Raw genomic sequence first — 22652 nt, forward strand, 5'->3', positions numbered from 1 at the left:
CATGCAGGACCTGACCGTCATTCCCGCCTCGAACACGTCCACGCTTCCGGACGCGCCGATGACGCTCTGCCATTGGATCGGCGGCGCGTGGGTGGACAGCGCCGATGGCGCGACGAGTGAACGGCGCTCGCCCGCGCATGGTGTGCCGGTGTCCGTTGCGGCGAAGGGTGGCCGGGCCGAGGCCGAAGCGGCCATAGCCGCCGCCCGCGCGGCCTTTGACGCGGGCGGTTGGAGCCGCTCCTCCGGCAAGGACCGGGCGACGCTGCTTCTGAAGGTTGCCGAGCTGATCGACCGCGACCGCGCGGCCATCGCGCGGCAAGAGGTGCTGGAATCCGGCAAGCCCATCACGCAGGCGCTGGCCGAGATCGAGGGGGCCGCCGACCTCTGGCGCTATGCCGCGGCGCTTGCGCGGACGATGCATGGCGACAGCCACAACGCGCTTGGGCCCGACATGCTGGGCCTTGTTCTGAAGGAACCCATCGGCGTCGTCTCGCTGATCTGCCCATGGAATTTCCCCTTCCTGATCGTCTCGCAGAAACTGCCCTTCGCGCTGGCGGCGGGCTGCACGGCTGTGGTCAAACCCTCGGAACTCACGCCGGGCACGACTGTGATGCTGGGCGGGCTTCTGGAAGAAGCGGGTCTTCCGGCCGGTGTGTGCAACATCGTTCTGGGCTACGGCGACCCGGTGGGCGAGGTGCTTTCGACCGACGCCCGCGTCGACATGGTGTCCTTCACCGGGTCGACTGGCGTCGGCAAGCGCATCAGCGCGGCGGCCTCGGCCACGCTGAAGAAGGTCAGCCTCGAGCTTGGCGGCAAGAACCCGCAGGTGATCTTTGCCGATGCCGATCTCGACCAGGCCGCCGATGCCATCGCCTTCGGCGTCTATTTCAACGCGGGCGAGTGCTGCAACTCGGGCAGCCGGATCATCGTGCATGAGGACGTGGCCGAGGCGCTCACCGAAAAGGTCGTCGCGCTCAGCCGCCGGGTGCCCTTCGGCGACCCGCTCGATCCCCGCACGCAGGTGGGCGCGATCATCTCGCCCGAGCATCTGGCCAAGATCGACGGCTATGTCCGTGGCGCGGTCGCGGCGGGTGCGCGCGTGGCGTTGGGCGGCGGCGCGCTGGAGGTCGGCGGCCTCGGCGCGCAATTCTACCAGCCGACCATCGTGACGGATGTGCGCCCCGAGATGCCCATCGCCACCGAAGAGGTCTTCGGCCCGGTCCTGTCGGTCCTGACCTTTCGCACCCTCGATCAGGCCATCGCGCTGGCGAACGGCGCGGCCTACGGCCTGTCGGCAGGCGTCTGGAGCCGCGATGTCTCGACCTGCCTCGACTTCGCGCGGCGGGTGCAGGCGGGCACGGTCTGGACGAACACCTGGATGGACGGCTTCGCCGAACTGCCCTTTGGCGGGTTCAAGCAAAGCGGGCAGGGGCGTGAGCTGGGGCGCTACGGGATCGAGGAGTTTCTCGAGGTGAAGACCGTGCAGATGCGCATCGGCCAGACCCGCGGGGCCTGGGTCGCATGAGCCTAGCGCGGCGGGTCGGGGTGGAACAGCATGTTCAGCCCTTCGGGCGGTTCGCCCGCCATGCGGCGCAACAACATGCCTGCAATCGTTCGGCCCGTCGCGCGCAGGTCTTCGAAGACGGTGTCGATCCGCGGGCGGATGTTGTCGAAGATCGGCGAGGCGCGCTTCGCCACGATATCGGCATCGACACCGTGGACGGCACCGGTATCGGCAAGTGCTGCCAGCGTGACCATGGCGGTGACCTCGCCCACGCAGACATACCCGTCGGGCGGGGTCGGGCCGCGGCGTGCCTGCGTCAGCGCCTCGGCGATTTCGCGCGTGGGGCTGTCGAGCGTGACGCCCGCGACGATCTCGTATTCGATCCCCGCGGCACGGGCGGCCGAAACGAAGCCGTAACGCAGATGCTGGGTGAAGGTGAACTGCTCGCCCGGCAACACGAGGCTGAGGCGCGAGCGCCCCTTGGCGACCAGCCGCTCGACAGCGGCGCGGGCAAAGGCCTCGTTGTCGAAATCGACCCAGGGGTGGGGCGTGGTGAACTCGGTGCGGCCGTGGCTGACGAAGGGGAAATCCGCCTCCATCAACAGGCGCACGCGCGGGTCGAAGGCCTCGGTCCGGGTGAACAGCATGCCGTCGGCAAGGTTGTTGCGCAGGATCGTGCGAACGGGAGCAAGGCGATCCTCGCCGGGGCTGTCGGGCACGACGGTCACGGCATAGCCGGTGCCCGCCAGCGCCTCGGTGATGCCGGACAGGACCTCATGGGTGAAGCCGAGAAACTCGTGTTCGGTGTTCAACAAAAGGCTGATGACCTGGGTGCGCCCGGTGCGCAGACGCCGCGCGGCGCGGTCGGGCACATAGCCCAGGCGCTTGGCCGCCTCGGCGACCTTGGCGCGGGTGGCTTCCGCGATTCGCGGGTCGCCGGCAAGCGCGCGCGATACCGTGGCCACGGCAAAGCCCGTCGCCTGCGCAACCGTGCGCAAGGTCGGCCTTTCGCCCATGTCCGTCGGTGTGCCGGCGTCGAGGTCGTTGCCCATCTGTTCGGATCGCCCAAGGGTTGCATCGCGGATCATAATGCCGTGAATTTCAAACGTTTCAACACGAAAAGCGCCCTCGCACCTTATGCTGCGATGCAGAAAATCCGTTTGGAAACGGTGGGTTCCGTGCAAATGCGGGGCAAGCAACCCTCAATTTATGGTTGACGAGCAAGGGATTTATAACGTTTCAATACCCGCAAGCCCGGCAAGGGCGATGGTCAGCAAGGGAGGAACCGAACGATGACCATGATGAAGAAACTGCACATGACCGCTGCTGTCGTGGCGCTGTCGACCACTGCGGTCGCAGCCCAGGAGGTGGAAGTTCTGCACTGGTGGACCTCGGGCGGTGAAGCTGCCGCCGTGGGCACGCTGCGCGACACGCTGGCCGCGGGCGGCGTGGGCTGGCAGGACATGCCGATCGCCGGTGGTGGCGGTTCGGACGCCATGACCGTTCTGCGCGCACGCGTCACCGCGGGCGATGCGCCGACCGCCGTGCAGATGCTCGGCTTCTCGATCCAGGACTGGGCCGCCGAAGGCGCGCTTGCCAACCTCAACGATCTTGCCGCCGAGCAGGGCTGGGGCGACGTGGTGCCCGCGGCGCTGCAGGCCTTCTCGACCTACGAAGGTGACTGGGTCGCGGCGCCCGTGAACGTCCACTCGACCAACTGGGTCTGGGCGAACAGCGCGCTGATGGCCGAGCTGGGCATCGAGCAGCCGACCAGCTGGGACGAATTCGTCGCGGCGATGGAAGCGGCCGAAGCTGCCGGTTACACCGCGCTGGCCCATGGTGGCCAGGCCTGGCAGGACGCAACCATCTTCGACTCGATGGTGATGGGCGTCGGTGGCCCCGACTTCTACCAGGCGTCGATGGTCGATCTCGACCCCGAGGCGCTCGGCTCGGCGACCATGGTCGAGGCGTTCCAGCGCATGGAAACCCTGCGCGGCTTCGTCGACGACAACTTCTCGGGCCGTGACTGGAACCTCGCCACCGCGATGGTGATCAACGGCGAAGCGCTGTTCCAGATCATGGGCGACTGGGCCAAGGGTGAGTTCGTGAACGCGGGTCTGACCGCCGGCAACGAGTTCCAGTGCTTCCGCGTGCCCGGCACCGAAGGCACCGTGACCTTCAACGCGGACCAGTTCGCCATGTTCAACGTGACGGACGCCTCGGCTCAGGAAGCACAGCTTGCCATGGCCTCGGCCGTGCTGAGCCCCGAGTTCCAGGTCGCCTTCAACCTCGTGAAGGGCTCGGTTCCCGCGCGGACCGACATCCCCTCCGACCAGTTCGACGCCTGTGGCCAGATGGGCATGGCGCAGCTGGCGGAAGCGGCCGCCAACGGTGGTCTCTTCGGGTCGATGGCCCATGGCCATGCCAACCCGCCGTCGGTGCAGAACGCGATGTATGACGTGATCACGGCGCACTTCAACGGCGAATACGACGCCGAGACCGCCGCCGCGGAACTCGTCACCGCCGTCGAGATCGCGCAGTAACCTGCGCAAAAGGGCCGGCCCCCGCGCGGGGCCGGTCCGCATCCGGCCCGACCCGTGGCCGACCCATCACGCAACACGAAGGGGAGGGGGCCCGATGGCCGCATCGACCGACACGGGCGCGGATTTCCGCACGCGTCTTCAGGGCTGGCTGCCGAAACTGGTTCTGTCCCCGTCGCTCGCCGTGATGATCATCTTCGTCTACGGCTTCATCGCTTTCACGATCTACCTGTCCTTCACCGACAGCCGGATGTTGCCCTCCTACGGATGGGTGGGCTGGCAGAATTACGACCGCCTGTTCCGAATCCGCGAATGGGACATCGCCATCACCAACCTCGCCGTCTTCGCCTCGCTCTATATCGGCATCTCGACGGTCATCGGCCTGTCGCTGGCCATCTTCCTCGACCAGAAGATCCGCGGCGAGGGCATCCTGCGGCCGATCTTCCTCTACCCGATGGCGCTGTCCTTCATCGTGACCGGGACGGCGTGGAAATGGTTCCTCGACCCCGCGATCGGGCTCGAGAACACCATGCATCTGTGGGGCTGGGAAAGCTTCACTTTCGACTGGATCAAGGACCGCGAAATGGCGATCTACACCGTCGTCATCGCCGCGGTCTGGCAAAGCTCGGGCTTCGTCATGGCGATGTTCCTCGCGGGCCTGCGCGGCATCGACAACGAGATCCTCAAGGCCGCGCAGATCGACGGCGCGTCGAACTGGAACCTCTATCGCCGGATCATCCTGCCGCAGTTGCGGCCGGCGTTCCTCTCGGCCTTCGTGATCCTCGCCCACCTGGCGATCAAGTCCTATGACCTTGTCATCGCCTTGACGGGGGGCGGTCCCGGTAATGCCACGGCGCTGCCCGCGACCTTCATGTATTCCTACACCTTCACCCGCAACCAGATGGGGATCGGCGCCTCTTCCGCCGTGATCATGCTGATGACCATCGCGGCGATCATGGTGCCCTACCTCTATGCCGAGCTGAAGGAGAAGAAGTGATGGCCGTCGCCTCCTCCGATACCGCGATCCGCACCTCGCGCATGACGCGGGCCTTCATCTACCTGTTCCTGCTGCTGTTCGCGCTGTTCTACCTGTTGCCCTTCGGGATCATGCTGGTGAACTCGCTCAAGCCGCTCTCCGAGATCACCGGCGGCAACATGATCGCGCTGCCGCGCGACTGGACGATCGAGCCGTGGCTGTCCGCCTGGTCCACAGCACAGATCGGGGTCGAGCCCACGGGCCTGCGCCCCTATTTCATGAACTCGCTGATGATGGCCATTCCGGCCGTTCTTCTGTCCACCGTCGTGGGTGCGCTGAACGGCTATGTCCTGACCAAGTGGCGCTTCCGCGGTGACACGATCATCTTCGGGATGCTCCTGTTCTCCTGCTTCATCCCGTTCCAGATCGTGCTGATCCCGATGGCGCGCATCCTCGGCATCCTGCAGATCGCGGGGACGACGCCCGGCCTGATCCTCGTGCATTTCGTCTACGGGATCGGCTTCACCACGCTCTACTTCCGCAACTACTACGCCGCCTTCCCGACCGAGCTTGTGCGCGCCGCGCAGATCGACGGGGCGGGGTTCTTCCAGATCTTCTGGCGGATCATGCTGCCAAGCTCCGGCCCGATCATCGCGGTCAGCTTCATCTGGCAGTTCACGAACATCTGGAACGACTTCCTCTTCGGCGCGAGCTTCGCCAGCGGAGATGCCGCACCGATGACGGTCGCGCTCAACAACCTCGTCAACTCGTCCACGGGGGTGCGCGAATACAACGTGCATTTCGCCGGCGCCATCATGGCCGCCGCCCCCACGCTTCTCGTCTACATCGTCGCCGGCCGCTACTTCGTGCGCGGTCTCATGGCTGGCTCCGTGAAAGGGTGAGGAATGGTTTTGTGCAACAAAATGAAAGGCGCCAGTGGCGCGTTTCAAATTCCGAACGCGCGGGGCAACTTCACCGCGCCGGACAATCCGGAGGATTGAGGCCATGGGCTTCCTCGACATCGACAACGTCACCAAGTCCTACGGCGCCGTCGAGGTGCTGCACCGGGTCGATATCTCGGTGGAGGAGGGGGAATTCCTCGTCCTCGTCGGCCCCTCGGGCTGTGGCAAGTCCACGCTTCTGAACATGATCGCGGGGCTTGAGGGGATCACCAGCGGCGAGATCAAGATCAAGGACCGCGTGATGAACGGGGTCCACCCGTCGAAACGCAACATCGCCATGGTGTTCCAGTCCTACGCGCTCTACCCGAACATGACTGTGGGGCAGAACATCACCTTTGGCCTCGAGATGCATGGCACGCCGAAGGAAGAGCGCGACAAGGCGATGAAGGAGGTGGCGCAGCTCCTCCAGATCGAGCCTTTGCTGACGCGCAAGCCCGGCCAATTGTCCGGCGGCCAGCGTCAGCGGGTCGCCATGGGTCGCGCCTTGGTGCGCAACCCTGATGTGTTCCTGTTCGACGAGCCACTCTCGAACCTCGACGCGAAGCTGCGCGTCGACATGCGGACCGAGATCAAGAAGCTGCACCAGCGTCTTGGCACCACCATCGTCTACGTCACCCACGACCAGATCGAGGCGATGACCCTCTCGACCCGGATCGCGGTGATGTACAACGGCTATGTCCAGCAACTCGGCACCCCGAAAGAGATCTACGACAACCCCGCCAATCTCTTCGTGGCGACCTTCATGGGCAGCCCGGCGATGAACGTCCTGCCCGCGAAGCTGGAGGATCGCAACGGCGCGCTTCACGCGGTGCTGACCGGCGCGGATGGGCAGGAGATCGCCCTGCGGATGGAGAACGCCCCCGCGGCCTACCAGTCCTACAAGGGCAGCGAGGTGATGCTCGGCATCCGCCCCGAGGCGATCACCGACCCCGAGGGGGCAGATCGCAACGCGCGCAACATCCAGGGCCTGACGAACGGCGTGACCGTGACGGAGCCTGCGGGGGCCGATACCTTTGTCACCATGACGCTGTCCGGCAAGGATTGCATTGCGCGGATGCGGGCCGATGCCGATGTGCATGCCGGCCAGCCCTTCGAGTTTGCGGTGAACATGGACAAGGCCGTGCTCTTCGACCCGAAGACGGAAGAACGCATCGGTTAAGGCGGAAACCCGCGGTTCATGGGGTCGCGGGTTTCTTTTCAGGCTGGATTTGGAACGATCCAATATCTATGGTTCCACCGAGGGAGGATCGGATGAGCGATGCCGATATCATCATCGTCGGCTCCGGCATGGGGGGCGCGACACTGGCCGCGGGGCTGGCGCCCACGGGCCTGCGCATCCTGATCCTCGAGCGGGGCGAGCGGCTGGAGGATTGCGCCCAGGCGCGCGACCCGGCGGCGATTTTCGCACAGGGCCATTTCCGCCCCGCCGAGACCTGGCTGACGCCCGAGGGCACCCGCTTCAACCCCGGCAACTACGCGTTTGTCGGGGGCAATTCCAAGTTCTACGGCGCGGTGATGATCCGCTACCGCGAGGCCGATTTCGCCCCGATCCGCCATATCGGCGGCACCACCCCCGGCTGGCCCTTTCCCTACGACACGCTCGCGCCCTGGTATGACCGCGCCGAGGCGCTTTACCAGGTCCGCGGGCAGGGCGGCATCGACCCGACCGACCCGCCGCGCGCGGCGAACTACCCCTTTCCCCCGGTCCCGCACGAACCCGCCATCGCCGATCTCGACCGCCGCTTGCGCGCCGCGGGCCTGCACCCCGCGCCCTTGCCGCTTGCGGTTGATCTCGACCGCTGGCTGGCCCGCGCGGCGACGCCCTGGGATGCCTTCCCGGACACCACGGGCGGCAAGCTCGACGCCGAGACCGCCGCGCTGACGCTCGCGTTGCAGCACCCGAACGTGCGCCTGCAAACCGGCGTGAGGGTCCAGCGGATCGAGGCCGAGGGCGAGCGGGTGACCGGCGTGATGACCGACAAGGGCCGGTTCACCGCGCCGCGCATCGTGCTGGCGGCGGGGGCGGTTCACACCGCCGCGCTGCTCCTGCGTTCGGCGGATGAGGCGCACCCGAGGGGCCTTGCCAACCGCTCCGACCAGGTGGGGCGCAACTTCATGAACCACAACGCCTCGGCCTTGCTGGCGCTCTCGCCGCGGCGGAACGGGTCGGTCTACCAGAAAACCCTGATGCTGAACGACTGGTATCTGACCGGCGGGCCGCAGGGCGAACCGCTCGGCAACATCCAGCTGCTTGGCCGTGTCTCGGCCCCGATCCTTGCCGCGCAAACGGGGCTACCGGGGCCGGTTGCAAGGCAGATCGCGGACCGCGCCATCGACTTCTACGTCATGTCCGAGGACCTGCCGCAGCCGGAAAGCCGGGTGACGCTGAAGGGCGACGACATCGTCCTCGACTGGCGTCGTTCCAACTGGGCGGCGCATCAGGCGCTTGTCGCCAAACTGAAAGGCGCGCTGCGCCGGGCGGGGTTCCCCGTGCTCTTGTCGAAAGCCTTCGACCGCTCCACGCCCTCGCACCAATGCGGCACCGCGCGGCTGGGCGATGATCCGGCGCAAAGCGTCACCGACCCGTTCGGGCGCTGCCACGATCACCCAAATCTCTGGATCTGCGACGCCTCGCTTCTGCCGACCTCGGCGGCGGTGAATCCGTCGCTCACCATCGCGGCGCTGGCGCTGAGGCAGGCCGACCGCATCGCGCAGGAGGTTGCATGAACCGCGCTCTGATCACCGGCGGGCAACAGGGCATCGGCCTTGGCATCGCGCAGGCGCTGCACGGCGCCGGCTGGCAGGTGGCGCTGGCCGCCGAACAGCCGCCCGAGGCCCCTGCCGTGCAGGCAGCGTTGGCCGCGATGCCCGGCGCGAGCTATCACCGTCACGATCTCTCCGACCTGTCCGGCATCCCTGCCGTGCTGGATGCGACAGGCCCCGTTACCACGCTCATTTCCAACGCGGGCGTTCCCGCGATGCGGCGCGGTGACCTGCTCGAGATGTCGCCTGACAGCTTCGACCGCTGCATCGACGTGAACCTGCGCGGCGCGTTCTTTCTTGCACAAGAAGTTGCGCGGCGCATGCTGCAGCTGCCGCCCGATCCCTACCGCTCGATCAGTTTCATCACCTCGGTCAGCGCCACGATGGTCTCGCCCGACCGCGCGGAATATTGCATCTCCAAGGCAGGGGCCGCGATGATGGCGCAGGCTTTCGCCGCCCGCCTCGCGCCCGAGAACATCGGCGTCTACGACATCCGCCCCGGCATCATCGAAACGCCAATGACCGCCCCCGTGGCCGACCGCTACGACCAACGCATCGCCGAGGGCCTTGTCCCCGCCCGCCGCTGGGGCAGGCCCGCCGACATCGCGCAAACCATCCTGCCGCTCGCCCGCGGCGATTTCGCCTTTGCCACCGGGGCCGTGATCCCCGTCGATGGCGGGCTTTCCATCCACCGGCTTTAGGGAACCACCATGGCCGAAGGCTTCGACTACATCATCATCGGCGGCGGCAGCGCCGGCTGCGTGCTGGCCGGGCGTCTTTCCGAAGACCCCGCCGCCACGGTCCTGCTGCTCGAGGCCGGCGGACGCGACCATAACCCGCTGTACCACTTGCCCGCGGGCTTTGCGAAAATGACCAAGGGGCTGGGGTCGTGGGGGTGGGAGACCGTGCCCCAGCGCCACATGAAGAACCGGGTTTTCAACTACACCCAGGGCAAGGTGATCGGCGGCGGCTCGTCCCTCAACGCCCAGATTTACACGCGCGGCAATGCGCAGGATTACGACGAATGGCGGCAGATGGGCTGCGACGGCTGGTCCTACGAGGACGTGCTGCCCTGGTTCCGCAAGGCCGAGGACAACGACACTTACGACAACCGCTATCACGGCAAGGGCGGCCCGCTTGGCGTCTCGCAACCCATCGCGCCACTGCCGATCTGCGAGGCCTATTTCGAGGCCGCCGCACAGCTCGGCATCCCGCGCAACATGGACATCAACGGCGAGACGCAGGACGGCGTCTGCTACTACCAGCTGACGCAGCGCAATGCGCGTCGGTCCTCCGCCGCGATGGCTTATGTCGCCCCGAACGAGGGACGCCCGAACCTGACCGTCCGCACCGGCGCACAGGTCCGGCGGATCACGGTAGAAGGCGGGCGCGCCACGGGGGTGGAGCTGACGGACGGCACCCGCCTCAGCGCCACGCAGGAGGTGCTCTTGAGCAGCGGCGCCATCGGCTCGCCGCGGCTGTTGCAGCTGTCGGGCATCGGCCCGGCGGATCATCTGCACGCGCTCGGCATCGACGTGGTTCTCGAGCAGCCGCAGGTCGGTGAGAACCTGCAGGATCACCTCGACCTCTACTGCATCTCGGAACTGAACGGCCCCTACAGCTATGACCGCTTTGCCAAGCCGCATCTCGCCGCGCTGGCCGGGCTGCAATACCTGCTGACGCGCAAGGGGCCGGTGGCCTCGTCGCTCTTCGAGACGGGCGGGTTCTGGTATGCCGACCCGAACGCGCGTTCGCCCGACATCCAGTTCCACCTCGGGCTGGGCACCGGGATCGAGAAGGGCGTCGCGGTGATGCCGCAAGGCGGCGTGACGCTGAATTCCTGTTATCTGCGCCCGCGGTCGCGGGGGACGGTGCGGCTGGCGTCATCCGACCCCGCCGCCGCCCCGCTCATCGACCCGAATTACCTGTCCGATCCACAAGACCGCGAGATGTCGATCCGCGGCCTGAAACTGACGCAGGAGATCATGGCGCAGGGGCCGCTGGCCAAATACGTGCTGGCCGAGCGCCTGCCGGGGCCGGGCGTGAAGACCGATCAGGAGTATTTCGACTTCATCTGCGAACACTCCAAGACGTCGCACCATTGCGCGGGCACCTGCCGGATGGGCAGCGACCCGGCCGCGGTGGTGGACACGCGCCTGCGCCTGAACGGCATCGAGCGCCTGCGCGTCGTGGACAACTCGATCATGCCGCGGGTGATTTCGTCCAACACCAATGCCGCGGCCATCATGATCGGCGAGAAAGCCGCCGACATGATCCGCGAAGATACGAGGGCCTGACCGATGCTGCTGCCGACCTATGCCGGAACGCTGGAGGACTACCGCCTGTCGCCCGAGCCCCTGACCCCGCGCGCGCCGCGCGTGCCGCTGACCCGCACGGCCTTTGCCGCCGCCCATGTCATCAGCGACCCGCTGGCCGAGCGCGACCCCTGGGCGGGCCGCCCCGCCGTCGACTGGGACGCGACGCTCGCCTTCCGCCATACGCTCTGGGACCAGGGCCTTGGCCTGGCCGAGGCGATGGACACCGCGCAGCGTGGCATGGGCGTGGATTGGGCGACCGCAAGGGAGCTGATCGAGCGCACCATGCGCGAGGCGAAGGCGCATCCGATGAAGCCCCGTGTCGCCTGCGGGGCGGGCACCGATCACAAGGCGTTGGACGAGCTGACCAGCGTCGAGGCGATCATCGACGCCTACCGAACGCAGATGGACGTCATCGAAGCCGCGGGTGGGCAGATCATCCTCATGGCCACCCGTGCCCTGCCCGCCCTCGGCGCAGGCCCCGAGGAGTATGCCCGTGTCTACGACACTCTTATAGAAGAATCTTCGGCCCCCGTGATCCTGCACTGGCTGGGCGACATGTTCGACCCTGCCTTGACCGGCTACTGGGGCGCGCAGGATATCGCGGCGGCGAACGGCATCGTCCTCGATCTGATCATGCGCCACGCCGCCAAGGTCGACGGCATCAAGATCAGCCTTCTGGACCAGTCCCACGAAGAAGCCTTCCGTGCGAAACTGCCCTCGGGCGTCCGCCTCTATACCGGCGACGATTTCAACTACGCCCCCCTGATCGAGGGCGACGGCACCCACTACTCCCACGCGCTTCTCGGCATCTTCGCCGCCATCGCCCCCGCCGCCGCGCAGGCGCTCGAGGCGCTGGCCCGCGGCGACAGCGCCACCTACCACGCGCTTCTCGCGCCGACCGTGCCGCTCAGCCGCGAGATCTTCAAGGCCCCCACCCGGTTCTACAAGGCCGGCATCGCCTTTCTCAGCTGGCTGAACGGCACGCAGTCGCATTTCATCATGCCCGGCGGCGTCCACGCCTCGCGCGAGATCACCCATTATGCGCAGGTCTATCGCCTTGCCGATCAGGCCCGGCTCCTGACGCGCCCCGATCTGGCCGAGGCGCGGATGCGGTGCCTTCTGGCCATGCATGGAATCGACGGCTAAAACGCCGTCATGAACAGGCGTCCCACCATCATGGATGTCGCCGCCCGCGCGGGCGTGTCGAAATCCACCGTCTCCCTCGTTCTGCAGGGCTCCAAGCAGGTCCGGGCCGAGACCCGCACCGCCGTGGAAAAGGCGATGGCCGAGATCGGCTATGTCTACAACCGTGCGGCGGCGAACCTTCGGTCATCCTCGGTCGGCCTTGTCGGCCTCGTCATCAACGATCTGCGCAACCCCTTCTTCACCGAGTTCGCCACCTCGCTGCAGATGGCGATCGCCGCCGAAGGCTATGCCACCGTCATCGCCAATTCCGACGAAGACCCCGAGCTTCAGGCCAAGCTCGTCGGCTCCATGATCGAGCATGGCGTGTCCGCCATGGTGATCTCGCCCGCCTATGGCGCGGCAAGCGACACGTTCGACCAGCTCGCCCGGCGTGGCCTGCCCACGCTGCAGGTCCTGCGACAAGGCGACGAGCGCACCGACCTCTTCCCCTTCGCCAGCTTTGACTACGCCACCGGCAGCGCCAAGGCCACGCGGCACCTGTTGCAGCAGGGCGCGCGGAACGTCGCCTTCGTCGGCGGCTTGCCGGGGCGCGCGATCACGCGCGAACGCAAGTCGGGCTGGCGTGACGTGCTCAAGAAGGACGGGCTGGAGGAGGTCGCGCTGCACGGCAAATCCTCGCGCGCCTTCGGCATGGAGATGGCCGCGACGCTGATCGCCGATCATCCCGAGATCGACGCCGCCGTCTGTTTCAACGACCTTGTGGCGCTCGGCCTGATGGCCGGGTTCGCGCGCGCGGGGCGGCCGGTCGGCACCGGGTTCCGCGTCGTCGGCTTCGACGATATCGAAGAGGCCGCGCAAAGCTGGCCGCAGCTCTCTTCGGTGTCCTGCGACATCGCACAATTCGCGCAGGACACCGCCGCGCGGCTGCTTGGCTGGATGGTCGAGGGCGAACGCCCCGAACCCGAGCTGCGCATGCCCGTCCGGCTGGTGACCCGCGCCTCCAGCACCGGGGAAACCACGTGACACCACCCGATCTTCTCCGCGCCATGTTCGACCGCGCCGTCGCCGTGGCCGATCCGATGCAAAGCCTTGCCGCCGCCCTGCCCCCCAAGCCCGAGGGCCGGGTCGTCGTGATCGGCGCGGGCAAGGCCAGCGCCCGCATGGCCGAGGCGGTCGAGGCCGAATGGGGCCCCTGCGAGGGGCTGGTGATCACGCGCTACGGCTATGGCCGCCCCTGCCGGGGCATCGAGATCGTGGAGGCCGCGCATCCGGTGCCCGACATGGCGGGCGTCGAGGCGACGCGGCGCATGCTCGATCTGTTGGGCACGGTGGGCGAGGGGGATTTCGTCCTCGCGCTGATTTCCGGCGGCGGTTCCGCGCTGCTCTGCGCCCCGGCGGCGGGCATCACGCTCGACGAGAAACAGGCGCTGACCCAAGCCCTGCTCGCCTCGGGCGCGCCGATCGGGACGATCAACGGCATCCGCAAGGAAATCTCGGCGGTCAAGGGCGGGCGGCTGGCCGCCGCGGCTTACCCCGCGCGGATGCTGGCGCTGCTGATCTCGGATGTGCCGGGCGACGATCCGGGCGATATCGCCTCGGGCCCCACGGTCGGCCATGACGGCAGCGCCGGGCGCGCATTGGCCGCGCTGGACACATGGGGCGTCACGCCGCCCGCCTCGATCAAGGCGTTTCTCGAGGCAGGCGGCGACCCCGTCCGCCCCGACGACCCGCGTCTCGCGCGGGTGGAAAACGTGATCTACGCCGCCCCCGCCCAATCGCTCGCCGCCGCCGCCGAGCTGGCCCGCGCGCAGGGCTACGCCGTCGATATCCTCGGCGACGCGATCGAGGGTGAAGCGCGCGAGGTCGCCACCGAACATGCGGCGCTGGCCCTCAAGGCCAGCGGCCCCCGCGTGATCCTGTCGGGCGGCGAGCTGACCGTCACCCGCCGCGGCGACGGCGTGGGCGGTCCCAATGCCGAATACGCCCTTGCGTTGGCCCTCGCGCTTGATGGCGCGCCCGGCATCCACGCCATCGCCTGCGACACCGACGGTGTCGACGGCGCGGCCGAGGTTGCGGGCGCCGTGATCGGCCCCGACACGCTGTCGCGGGCGCAAGCCGCGGGTGCCGACCCCGCGCAGGCGCTTGCCATCAACGATGCGCATTCATTCTTTTACAAGATAGACTGGCAAGTCGTTCCCGGCCCGACCCTGACCAACGTCAACGATTTCCGCGCCATCCTGATCGAGGGCTGATGCGATGCTGATCCACATCGTCCTGATGGACCCGGACGGCCCCGAGGGCCTCGACCGGATCGAAGCCGCCATGCCGATCCTCGCCGCGGTCTGCGCCGAACTGCCCGGCGCATCGGGCTTCGCCCATGGCCCGAACCGCGATTTCGAGGGGAAATCGGCGCGCTATGGCTATGGCTTCGAGGTTCGCTTCACCGACCGCGAGGCGCATCTCGCATATGAGCGCCACCCCGACCACATCCGCACGGGCGGCATGCTGGTCGCGGCCTGCAAGGGCGGGCACGCGGGCATCTTCGTCGCCGATCTCGAGGTCTGACGCGGGAGGTCCGACACGGGCCATCCGACACGGGCCACCCGACAGCCCGGCCCCCGCCTTCATCTTCCCCCAAATACGGAAATCCACCGTTAGAGGAGCGCAAAACCGGTTCCCACTTTTGCGCAACATGTCTAGCGCGCTTCCGCGCTGCCCCGCGCTGCCCCGCGCTGCCCCGCGCTGCCCCGCGCTGCCCCGCGCTCACCGCGCCAGAAGCGCCTCGACCTCGGTCCGCGTGGGCATCGACGCGGCGGTGCCCTGTTTCGTCACCGAAAGCGCGGCGACCGCCGTGGCAAAGCGCAGGGCGTCGTCTAGCCCTTGCCCCTCGGCCAGGGCACAGGCCAGGCCGCCGTTGAAGGCGTCGCCCGCCCCGGTCGTGTCCACCACCGGCCCGGCGGCCATCGCAGGCACATGCCGCGCGCCCTCGGCGTCGATCACCAGCGCCCCGTCGCCCCCCAGCGTGACGATCACACCGCGGCGCACGCCCTGTGCCAGCAGCGCCGCTGCCGCTCGCTCTGCGCTCGCCCGATCACCGACCGCGATACCGGTCAGCTCTTCCGCCTCGGCCTCGTTCGGCGTGACATAGTCGCAAAGCGCCAGCATCCCCTCGGGCAGTGAGGCGGCTGGGGCCGGATTGAACACCGTGGTGACCCCCGCCTCCGAGGCGATGCGCAGGAACCGCTCCGCGACCTCAACGGGTTGTTCCAGTTGCGTGACCGCGACCTTCGCGCCCTCGATCTCGGCCCGGCGGTCCTCGATATCGGCCACCGTGATCGCCGCTGCCGCGCCGGGGCTGATGACGATGGCGTTGCGGCCCTCGGCCTCCTCGATGAAGATGCCCGCCGCGCCGGTGGCGCGGTCGGCGTCGCGGATCACCAGCGGCGCGACGCCCGCCTCGGACCATGTGGCCAGCCCCATCTCGCCGAAGGCGTCCATCCCGATCCGCGCGACAAAGCCCACGTCGCCCCCCGCCTTCGCCGCGGCGACCGCCTGGTTCGAGCCCTTGCCGCCCGGCCCCAGCGTGAACCCCGTGCCGATCAGCGTCTCGCCGGCCCGCGGCAGCCGCGCGCTGCGAAAGGCCGCGTCGGCCACGAAAACCCCGAGGATCACGATGTCATGGGCCATGAAAGCTGTCTCCCGATCGTCATTCGGCCTCAGCCTAGCGCCCGGCCGTCACGCCTGCCAGCACCCCTTGCACGCCGCGGTGCGACGCGGAACACTCGGGCAAAGGGGGGAGGGACCACCATGAACATCGCCCATTGGCTCGACCGCACGGCCCGCGTCGCGGGCGACAGCCCCGCCCTGCTGAGCGGGGCCGAGGTCGACGCCGATTACACGCGCTTCCATGCCCGCGCCGCCGGGCTGGCGGGCGCGCTGGTCGCGCAGGGCGTGGCACCCGGCGACCGCATCGCGGTCTTCGCCCGGAACTGCACCGATTACCTCGTCGCCCTGTTCGGCATCTGGACCGCGGGCGCGGTCGCCGTGCCGATCAACGCCAAGCTTCACCCGCGCGAAGCCGCCTTCATCCTCAACGACAGCGGCGCCACCCGCGCCTTCACCAGCGCCGAGTTGACCGGGCCGCTGTCGGCCGAAACCGCCCTTCCGCTGACCCCGCTGCACTCGGAGGCCTTCGCGGCGCTCACCGCGGTTTCGCCCGCGCCCGTTGCCGACCGCCGCGCGGGCGATCTGGCGTGGCTCTTCTACACCTCGGGCACCACGGGCAAGCCCAAGGGCGTGCAGATCACCCACGGCATGCTTGCCGCCACCTCGGCCTGCTACCCGCTGGATGTCGACCCGGTGACATCGCATGATGCCGCGCTCTATGCCGCCCCGATGAGCCATGGCGCGGGTCTATACGCGCCGATCCATGTGCGCATGGGTGCGCGCCACCTCGTGCCGCCCTCGGGCGGCTTCGACGCGGCCGAGGTGCTGGCCCTGTCGCAGGCCCATGGCCCCACCTCGATGTTCATGGCCCCCACGATGGTGCGCCGCCTGACCGATGCCGCCAAGGCGAGGGGATGCAGCGGCGAGGGCATCCGGACCATCGTCTATGGCGGGGGTCCGATGTATCGCGCCGATATCGAGGAGGCCGTCGCCCTGTTCGGGCCGAAATTCGTCCAGATCTACGGACAGGGCGAATGCCCGATGGCGATCACTGCGCTTGGCCGCGCCGATGTGGCCGACCGCAGCCACCCCGACTGGCGCGCGCGCCTTGCCTCGGTCGGGCGTGCGCAATCCCTTGTCGAGGTCGCCATCGGCGACCACGGCGGCCAGCCCCTCCCGCCCGGCGAGATCGGCGAGATCATGGTCCGCGGTGCCCCCGTCATGCCGGGATACTGGCAGAACCCGGACGCGACCGCGAAGACCCTCAAGGACGGCTGGCTTATGACAGGCGACATGGGGCATCTCGATGCCGACGGCTACCTGACGCTGGCCGACCGCTCGAAGGACGTGATCATCTCGGGCGGCACCAACATCTACCCCCGCGAGGTCGAAGAGGTCCTGCTGACCCATCCGTCCGTCCACGAGGTTTCCGTTGTCGGTCGCCCCTCCGCCGAATGGGGCGAGGATATCGTGGCCTTCGTCGTGATGGCCCCCGGTCACACCCTCGACCCGGCCGCGCTCGAGGCGCATCTGCTGACCGAACTGGCGCGTTTCAAGCGCCCCAAGGCCTATGTCGCCCTGCCGGAGCTGCCGCGCAACAATTACGGCAAGATCCTCAAGACCGACCTGCGCAAGATGCTGCACATGGCCGATCCATCGGGAGGCTGATCGCCCACGCGCCACCCGAATTTTCGTACGAAAATTCGCATCCGCGCCGCGTCAGCGGCGCGCCGGGGCGACGACGCAGTCGGCGCAATCCGCGGGGGCGGGACGGTGCCGCAAGGGCACAGGGCGGCGAATAAACCTGCGCCACCTTGTTCCGCGGCAAGCCCCACTCTACATCGCGCTTCATGAAGCGTTTCATCCCGTTCATCACCAAGGACCCGGTCGTCGCGGTCATCCGACTGAACGGCGTCATAGCAGCCTCCGCGCGGGGTGCCACGCTCAGCGACGCTTCGCTCGCCCCGGTGATCGAACGGGCCTTTTCCCGCGGCAAGCCCGCCGCGGTGGCGCTTCTCGTCAACTCGCCGGGCGGCAGCCCGGTGCAATCCTCGCTCATCGCCGCCCGCATCCGGCGGCTGGCAGAGGAAAAGAAGCTTCCCGTCCACGCCTTCGTCGAGGACGTGGCTGCCTCGGGCGGCTACTGGCTGGCCTGCGCGGCCGATGACATCTGGGTCGATGACAGCTCGATCGTCGGCTCCATCGGCGTGATCTCGGCAAGCTTCGGCCTGCACGAGGCGATGGCCCGGCTCGGCATCGAGCGCCGGGTGCATACCGCGGGCAAGGACAAGTCGATGCTCGACCCGTTCCGCCCCGAGCGGCCCGAGGATGTCGCGCGTCTGAGGGCCATCCAGGCCCAGATCCACGACAGTTTCATCGCCCATGTGACATCGCGCCGTGGCGCGCGGCTGGCCGGGACCGAAGACCTGTTCTCCGGCGAATTCTGGGCCGGTCGTCGGGGCGTGGAGCTTGGCCTCGCGGACGGTATCGGCCACCTCGTGCCCCGGATGAAGGAGGTTTACGGCGACAAGGTCCGCTTCGCGGCCTACGGCCCGAAACGCAGCCTGTTCCAGCGCTTCGGCGCAAGCCTTGGCGGCGAACTGACCGCCGCGATCGAAGACCGCGCCCACTGGTCGCGCTTCGGGCTGTCGTGATGCTGAAGATCGTCACCCTGTTCCTTGTCTTCATGGCGGTGCTCGCCATGTTCGGACGCCTGCGCCTTCCGGGTATCGGCAAGCGGTCGGATCGCAAGGGCAGCCTTCCCAAGCCGCGCCTCTGTCCCGACTGCGGGCGCTACAACCTGCGCGGCGGTCCCTGCCGACACTGCACAGACAAGCAGGACTGATCCGTGATCGACGAATTCTTCCTTGCCGGCCTCGGGCTGATCATCCTGCTTCTGGCCGGCGATGTGCTGGTCAAGGGTGCGGTCAACCTCAGCCTGCGGCTCGGCATCCCGGCGCTGATCGTCAGCCTGACGGTCGTGGCCTTCGGCACATCGGCCCCCGAGTTGCTGATCTCGATCAAGTCGGTGCTCGACGGGGTGCCGGGCCTTGCGCTGGGCAATGTCGTCGGCTCGAACACGGCGAATGTCCTCTTGATCCTCGGGGTGCCTGCGCTGGTCTTCGGCTTGTCCGCGGGCAGCGACACGCGCCGAACCTACCTGTTCATGATCGGCGGCTCGCTGCTGTTCACGCTGCTGGCCTTCACCGGCCCCTTCACCTGGGTGAGCGGTTTGGTGCTGCTGGCGGTTCTCGGGGCGATCCTGTTCGACGCGGCCCGCTCCGCCCAGGCGCATCGCAGGGCGGCCAACGGCGCCCCCTCCCCCGAGGAGGAGGAGGCGCTGGAAGAGGCCGATCCGGACATGCCATGGTGGAAGATCGGCCTGTTCCTGGCCCTCGGGCTTGTCGGCCTGCCGATCGGGGCGGATCTGCTTGTCGACAGCTCGGTCGCCATCGCGCGGGTCTACGGCGTGAGCGACACGGTGATCGGCCTGACGCTTGTCGCCATCGGCACCTCGTTGCCGGAACTGGCGACCACCGTCATGGCCGCGCTGCGCCGCCACTCGGACGTGGCGCTGGGCAACGTGATCGGCTCGAACATGTTCAACCTCCTCGGGATCATCGGCGTCGCGGCGCTTGTCGGCCCGATCCCCGTCGATCCCGAGATCCTGCACTTCGACATCTGGGTGATGCTGGCCGCGTCGCTGGTGCTTGCCCCCTTCGTGTTCCTGCGCTGGTCGATGGGGCGGATCGTTGGCCTCGTCTTCACCGCGCTCTATGTCGCCTATCTCCTGCTACTGCTCGCCTGAGGAAACAGCCGATGACCGCACTCGTGACCGGCGCCGCCAAGCGCCTTGGCCGCGCCATGGCGCTTGAACTCGCCCGACAGGGCCATGACGTCGCCATCCACTACGCCGGCAGCGCCGAGGCCGCCGAGGAGGTCGCCGCCGAGATCCGCGCGCTGGGCCGCGCCGCCGTGACGCTTCAGGCCGACCTGACCGTCGAGGCCGAGACCCAGGCGCTGCTGCCGCGTGCGGCCGGGGCGCTGGGCCAGCCCCTCACGGTGCTGGTCAACAACGCGTCGATCTTCGAATACGACAACATCGAAAGCGCCACCCGCGACAGCTGGGACCGGCATCTCGAGTCGAACCTCCGCGCGCCCTTCGTGCTGACGCAGGCGCTGGCCGCACAGGTGCCGCAGGCCGTGGAAGACGAGAACGGCGAGCCGCTGGCCCGCGGCCTTGTCGTCAACATGATCGACCAGCGCGTCCGCAAGCTCACGCCCGAGTTCATGACCTACACCATCGCCAAGATGGGCCTCTGGGCCTTTACCCGCACCGCGGCGCAGGCGCTGGCGCCCCATGTGCGGGTGAATGCCATCGGCCCCGGTCCGACCCTTCAGGGCGCGCGCCAATCCGACAGCCACTTCGCGCGGCAGCGTGCGGCGACGGTCCTGGGGCGCGGCGCGGATGCCGCGGGGATCTGCGATGCGCTGCGCTACCTGCTGACCGCCCGCGCGGTCACGGGACAGCTGATTTGCGTCGACGGAGGTCAGCATCTGGCATGGCAGACGCCTGACGTTCTCGGGGTGGAGTGAGGCGGTCGTTTCATTTGACAAGGTAAGTTTTCCACCGGGCCGAGATTTGCGAAGGTTTTGTTAAGTTTAGGTGACAGCGCCAAGATGGTGAGAGGTGCCGGGAAAAATAATGTTCGAAAACAGCAGCTTAAAAACGTGCTGAAAAAACGGGCAAAACCCAGAACCGGCCAAGACACAAGGAAAAATCCGGATGCTCCCAGATTTCTCCGCAAGCTTATCCACAGGTTCCGTGGAAAGCTGACCACTTGATCAAGCCCGGTTTCCGTTGCAGCCAGACGGGGAATCGCAGAGACCGCCAAGACCATGCCCGAGACCACGGAAACACCGCCCGAAACGGGCCACGAGGTGATCCACGGCTACCTCAAGACGCTGGACAATTCGCCCGGCGTCTACCGCATGCTCGATGCCCAGAGCCGGGTGCTTTACGTCGGCAAGGCGCGCGCCCTGAAGCGGCGCGTCTCGAATTACGCCAAGCCGACCGGGCATTCCCCGCGCATCGCGCGGATGATCCGCGAAACCGCCTCGATGATGTTCCTCACGACGCGGACCGAGACCGAGGCGCTGCTGCTCGAACAGAACCTGATCAAGCAGCTCAAGCCGCGCTACAACGTGCTTCTGCGCGACGACAAGAGCTTTCCCAACATCCTCGTCAGCGGCACCCACGCTTTTCCGCAACTCAAGAAGCACCGCGGCGCGAAGACCGAGAAGGGCGCGTATTTCGGCCCCTTCGCCAGCGCGGGCGCGGTCAACCGGACGCTGAACCAGCTGCAGAAGGTGTTTCTTCTGCGCAACTGCACCGATGCGGTTTTCGAAAGCCGCACGCGGCCCTGCCTGCTCTACCAGATCAAGCGGTGCAGCGCGCCCTGCGTCGGCCACATTTCCAAGGAGGAGTATGCCGCCGCGGTCGCCGATGCGATGCGCTTTCTCAAGGGCGACACGACCGACCTTCAGGCGCAGCTTGCGCGCGACATGGCCGAGGCGTCCGAGACGATGGAATTCGAACGCGCCGCGGCCCTGCGCGACCGCATCCGCGCGCTGACCAACGTGCAGTCGGCCCAAGGCATCAACCCCCGCGGCGTGACCGAGGCCGACGTGATCGCGCTCCACATGGAGGGGGGGCAGGCCTGCGTGCAGGTCTTCTTCATCCGCGCCAACCAGAACTGGGGCAACAAGGATTACTACCCCCGCGTGGGGGCCGACATCGACGAACCCGAAGTGCTCGAGGCCTTCCTCGGCCAGTTCTACGACCAGAAGGACCCGCCGAAGCAGATCCTGCTGTCGCATCCGGTCGAGAACCCCGACCTGATGGCCGACGCGCTGTCCCAGAAGCTCGGCCGCAAGGTCGAGATCCTCGTGCCCCAGCGCGGCGAAAAGGCGGAGCTGGTCGACGGCGCGCTGCGGAACGCGCGCGAAAGCCTTGCGCGGCGCATGGCCGAGGGGCAGGCGCAGACCAAGCTGCTCGACGGTCTGGCCGAGGCCTTCGACCTCGATGCGCCGCCCAAGCGGGTCGAGGTCTACGACAACTCGCACATCCAGGGCGCGCATGCGGTCGGCGCGATGATCGTCGCGGGGCCGGAGGGGTTCCTGAAATCGCAGTATCGCAAATTCAACATCCGCGGAGATGACCTGACTCCCGGCGACGATTTTGGCATGATGAAAGAGGTGCTGACCCGCCGCTTCCAGCGCCTGCTGAAGGAAGACCCGGATCGTGAGAGCGAAGCCTGGCCGGACCTGCTGCTGATCGACGGCGGCGCGGGACAGGTCAGCGCCGTGCAGGAGATCATGGACGAGCTGGGCGTCGATGACGTGCCTTTCATCGGCGTGGCCAAGGGCATCGACCGCGACCAGGGCAAGGAGGAGTTCCACCGCCCCGGTCAGCCCGTCATGGCGCTGAAGCGCAATGACCCGGTGCTCTATTTCGTGCAGCGCCTGCGGGACGAGGCCCACCGCTTCGCCATCGGCGCGCATCGGGCGAAGCGGTCCAAGGCTGTCTCGGCCACGCCGCTCGACGACATTCCGGGCGTGGGGGCGACGCGCAAACGGGCGCTGCTGGCGCATTTCGGCAGCGCCAAGGCGGTGAGCCGCGCGAACCTCGCCGACCTCAAGGCGGTCGAGGGCGTCAGCGCCGCGATGGCGCAGAAGATCTACGATTTCTTCCACGAACGCGGCTAGGCCGCGAGA

General features: G+C 67.7%; 20 protein-coding genes. 18 read left to right on the plus strand and 2 right to left on the minus strand.

The annotated features are described in order from the left end of the window. Position 1 precedes the first annotated feature (1 nt). Positions 2-1525, plus strand: a complete 1524-nt coding sequence (locus QQK83_RS08265) for an aldehyde dehydrogenase family protein (RefSeq protein WP_284263298.1) — start codon at positions 2-4, stop codon at positions 1523-1525. Positions 1526-1527: 2 nt separating this feature from the next. Here QQK83_RS08265 and QQK83_RS08270 read toward each other — a convergent pair whose 3' ends face one another. Next, a complete protein-coding gene (locus tag QQK83_RS08270) occupies positions 1528-2592 on the minus strand; it encodes a LacI family transcriptional regulator (protein ID WP_284263300.1) in 1065 nt (354 codons plus the stop codon). A 204-nt stretch (positions 2593-2796) separates the two neighbouring features. Here QQK83_RS08270 and QQK83_RS08275 point away from each other — a divergent pair, with 204 nt between their 5' ends. The 11 genes from QQK83_RS08275 to QQK83_RS08325 all read left to right on the plus strand — a co-directional run bounded on the left by QQK83_RS08275 (position 2797) and on the right by QQK83_RS08325 (position 14774). Further along, a complete protein-coding gene (locus QQK83_RS08275; RefSeq protein ID WP_284263302.1) occupies positions 2797-4047 on the plus strand; it encodes an ABC transporter substrate-binding protein in 1251 nt (416 codons plus the stop codon). A 94-nt stretch (positions 4048-4141) separates the two neighbouring features. Continuing rightward, positions 4142-5041, plus strand: a complete 900-nt coding sequence (locus QQK83_RS08280) for a carbohydrate ABC transporter permease (RefSeq protein ID WP_284263304.1) — start codon at positions 4142-4144, stop codon at positions 5039-5041. Beyond that, on the plus strand, positions 5041-5922 hold the full coding sequence (locus tag QQK83_RS08285; protein WP_284263306.1) for a carbohydrate ABC transporter permease: 882 nt from the start codon (positions 5041-5043) through the stop codon (positions 5920-5922). Before QQK83_RS08280 ends, QQK83_RS08285 begins: the two co-directional genes overlap by 1 nt. A gap of 103 nt (positions 5923-6025) precedes the next feature. Beyond that, on the plus strand, positions 6026-7141 hold the full coding sequence (locus QQK83_RS08290; protein ID WP_284263308.1) for an ABC transporter ATP-binding protein: 1116 nt from the start codon (positions 6026-6028) through the stop codon (positions 7139-7141). A 92-nt stretch (positions 7142-7233) separates the two neighbouring features. Beyond that, positions 7234-8709: an FAD-dependent oxidoreductase gene (locus QQK83_RS08295; RefSeq protein ID WP_284263310.1), complete on the plus strand. Its 1476-nt coding sequence runs from the start codon at positions 7234-7236 to the stop codon at positions 8707-8709. After that, positions 8706-9446, plus strand: coding sequence for a 3-ketoacyl-ACP reductase (locus QQK83_RS08300; protein ID WP_284263312.1), 741 nt, complete (start codon positions 8706-8708; stop codon positions 9444-9446). Before QQK83_RS08295 ends, QQK83_RS08300 begins: the two co-directional genes overlap by 4 nt. A gap of 9 nt (positions 9447-9455) precedes the next feature. Next, complete coding sequence (locus tag QQK83_RS08305) at positions 9456-11042, plus strand: GMC family oxidoreductase (protein WP_284263314.1); 1587 nt, start codon at positions 9456-9458, stop codon at positions 11040-11042. A gap of 3 nt (positions 11043-11045) precedes the next feature. Beyond that, the gene (locus QQK83_RS08310) at positions 11046-12209 is read left to right on the plus strand and encodes a dihydrodipicolinate synthase family protein (protein WP_284263316.1); all 1164 of its coding nucleotides are present in this window, start codon (positions 11046-11048) and stop codon (positions 12207-12209) included. A 9-nt stretch (positions 12210-12218) separates the two neighbouring features. Beyond that, complete coding sequence (locus QQK83_RS08315; protein ID WP_284263318.1) at positions 12219-13232, plus strand: LacI family DNA-binding transcriptional regulator; 1014 nt, start codon at positions 12219-12221, stop codon at positions 13230-13232. A gap of 23 nt (positions 13233-13255) precedes the next feature. Then, positions 13256-14461 (plus strand): glycerate kinase type-2 family protein, encoded by a 1206-nt coding sequence (locus QQK83_RS08320; RefSeq protein ID WP_284263365.1) that lies wholly within the window; start codon positions 13256-13258, stop codon positions 14459-14461. A 4-nt stretch (positions 14462-14465) separates the two neighbouring features. Beyond that, positions 14466-14774, plus strand: a complete 309-nt coding sequence (locus QQK83_RS08325; protein WP_284263320.1) for a Dabb family protein — start codon at positions 14466-14468, stop codon at positions 14772-14774. 198 nt (positions 14775-14972) lie between these two features. Here the strand turns inward: QQK83_RS08325 and rbsK are convergent, their stop codons facing one another. After that, complete coding sequence (gene rbsK, locus QQK83_RS08330) at positions 14973-15896, minus strand: ribokinase (RefSeq protein ID WP_284263322.1); 924 nt, start codon at positions 15894-15896, stop codon at positions 14973-14975. Between the two features lie 120 nt (positions 15897-16016). On the opposite strand from rbsK, the gene QQK83_RS08335 reads away from it, so the two are divergent. The 6 genes from QQK83_RS08335 to uvrC all read left to right on the plus strand — a co-directional run bounded on the left by QQK83_RS08335 (position 16017) and on the right by uvrC (position 22643). Then, positions 16017-17543, plus strand: coding sequence for a class I adenylate-forming enzyme family protein (locus QQK83_RS08335; protein WP_284263323.1), 1527 nt, complete (start codon positions 16017-16019; stop codon positions 17541-17543). Positions 17544-17725: 182 nt separating this feature from the next. Continuing rightward, positions 17726-18529 (plus strand): S49 family peptidase, encoded by an 804-nt coding sequence (locus QQK83_RS08340; RefSeq protein WP_284263324.1) that lies wholly within the window; start codon positions 17726-17728, stop codon positions 18527-18529. Beyond that, positions 18526-18720: a hypothetical protein gene (locus tag QQK83_RS08345; RefSeq protein WP_284263326.1), complete on the plus strand. Its 195-nt coding sequence runs from the start codon at positions 18526-18528 to the stop codon at positions 18718-18720. Before QQK83_RS08340 ends, QQK83_RS08345 begins: the two co-directional genes overlap by 4 nt. 6 nt (positions 18721-18726) lie before the next feature. Further along, positions 18727-19683 (plus strand): calcium/sodium antiporter, encoded by a 957-nt coding sequence (locus tag QQK83_RS08350; RefSeq protein ID WP_284263367.1) that lies wholly within the window; start codon positions 18727-18729, stop codon positions 19681-19683. A gap of 11 nt (positions 19684-19694) precedes the next feature. Beyond that, positions 19695-20471 (plus strand): SDR family oxidoreductase, encoded by a 777-nt coding sequence (locus tag QQK83_RS08355; protein ID WP_284263328.1) that lies wholly within the window; start codon positions 19695-19697, stop codon positions 20469-20471. Positions 20472-20774: 303 nt separating this feature from the next. Then, entirely contained in the window at positions 20775-22643 is a 1869-nt protein-coding gene (gene uvrC, locus QQK83_RS08360; protein ID WP_284263330.1) for an excinuclease ABC subunit UvrC, read from the plus strand. Positions 22644-22652 lie beyond the last annotated feature (9 nt).

Origin of the sequence: Roseicyclus amphidinii, assembly GCF_030163755.1 — a bacterium.
Taxonomy (GTDB): domain Bacteria; phylum Pseudomonadota; class Alphaproteobacteria; order Rhodobacterales; family Rhodobacteraceae; genus Roseicyclus; species Roseicyclus amphidinii.

Bases quoted from the DNA above. Each gene is read 5' to 3' on its own strand.
- QQK83_RS08265 (WP_284263298.1), top strand. From the start codon at position 2: ATGCAGGACCTGACCGTCATTCCCGCCTCGAACACGTCCACGCTTCCG.
- QQK83_RS08270 (WP_284263300.1), bottom strand. From the start codon at position 2,592: ATGATCCGCGATGCAACCCTTGGGCGATCCGAACAGATGGGCAACGAC.
- QQK83_RS08275 (WP_284263302.1), top strand. From the start codon at position 2,797: ATGACCATGATGAAGAAACTGCACATGACCGCTGCTGTCGTGGCGCTG.
- QQK83_RS08280 (WP_284263304.1), top strand. From the start codon at position 4,142: ATGGCCGCATCGACCGACACGGGCGCGGATTTCCGCACGCGTCTTCAG.
- QQK83_RS08285 (WP_284263306.1), top strand. From the start codon at position 5,041: ATGGCCGTCGCCTCCTCCGATACCGCGATCCGCACCTCGCGCATGACG.
- QQK83_RS08290 (WP_284263308.1), top strand. From the start codon at position 6,026: ATGGGCTTCCTCGACATCGACAACGTCACCAAGTCCTACGGCGCCGTC.
- QQK83_RS08295 (WP_284263310.1), top strand. From the start codon at position 7,234: ATGAGCGATGCCGATATCATCATCGTCGGCTCCGGCATGGGGGGCGCG.
- QQK83_RS08300 (WP_284263312.1), top strand. From the start codon at position 8,706: ATGAACCGCGCTCTGATCACCGGCGGGCAACAGGGCATCGGCCTTGGC.
- QQK83_RS08305 (WP_284263314.1), top strand. From the start codon at position 9,456: ATGGCCGAAGGCTTCGACTACATCATCATCGGCGGCGGCAGCGCCGGC.
- QQK83_RS08310 (WP_284263316.1), top strand. From the start codon at position 11,046: ATGCTGCTGCCGACCTATGCCGGAACGCTGGAGGACTACCGCCTGTCG.
- QQK83_RS08315 (WP_284263318.1), top strand. From the start codon at position 12,219: ATGAACAGGCGTCCCACCATCATGGATGTCGCCGCCCGCGCGGGCGTG.
- QQK83_RS08320 (WP_284263365.1), top strand. From the start codon at position 13,256: ATGTTCGACCGCGCCGTCGCCGTGGCCGATCCGATGCAAAGCCTTGCC.
- QQK83_RS08325 (WP_284263320.1), top strand. From the start codon at position 14,466: ATGCTGATCCACATCGTCCTGATGGACCCGGACGGCCCCGAGGGCCTC.
- rbsK (WP_284263322.1), bottom strand. From the start codon at position 15,896: ATGGCCCATGACATCGTGATCCTCGGGGTTTTCGTGGCCGACGCGGCC.
- QQK83_RS08335 (WP_284263323.1), top strand. From the start codon at position 16,017: ATGAACATCGCCCATTGGCTCGACCGCACGGCCCGCGTCGCGGGCGAC.
- QQK83_RS08340 (WP_284263324.1), top strand. From the start codon at position 17,726: ATGAAGCGTTTCATCCCGTTCATCACCAAGGACCCGGTCGTCGCGGTC.
- QQK83_RS08355 (WP_284263328.1), top strand. From the start codon at position 19,695: ATGACCGCACTCGTGACCGGCGCCGCCAAGCGCCTTGGCCGCGCCATG.
- uvrC (WP_284263330.1), top strand. From the start codon at position 20,775: ATGCCCGAGACCACGGAAACACCGCCCGAAACGGGCCACGAGGTGATC.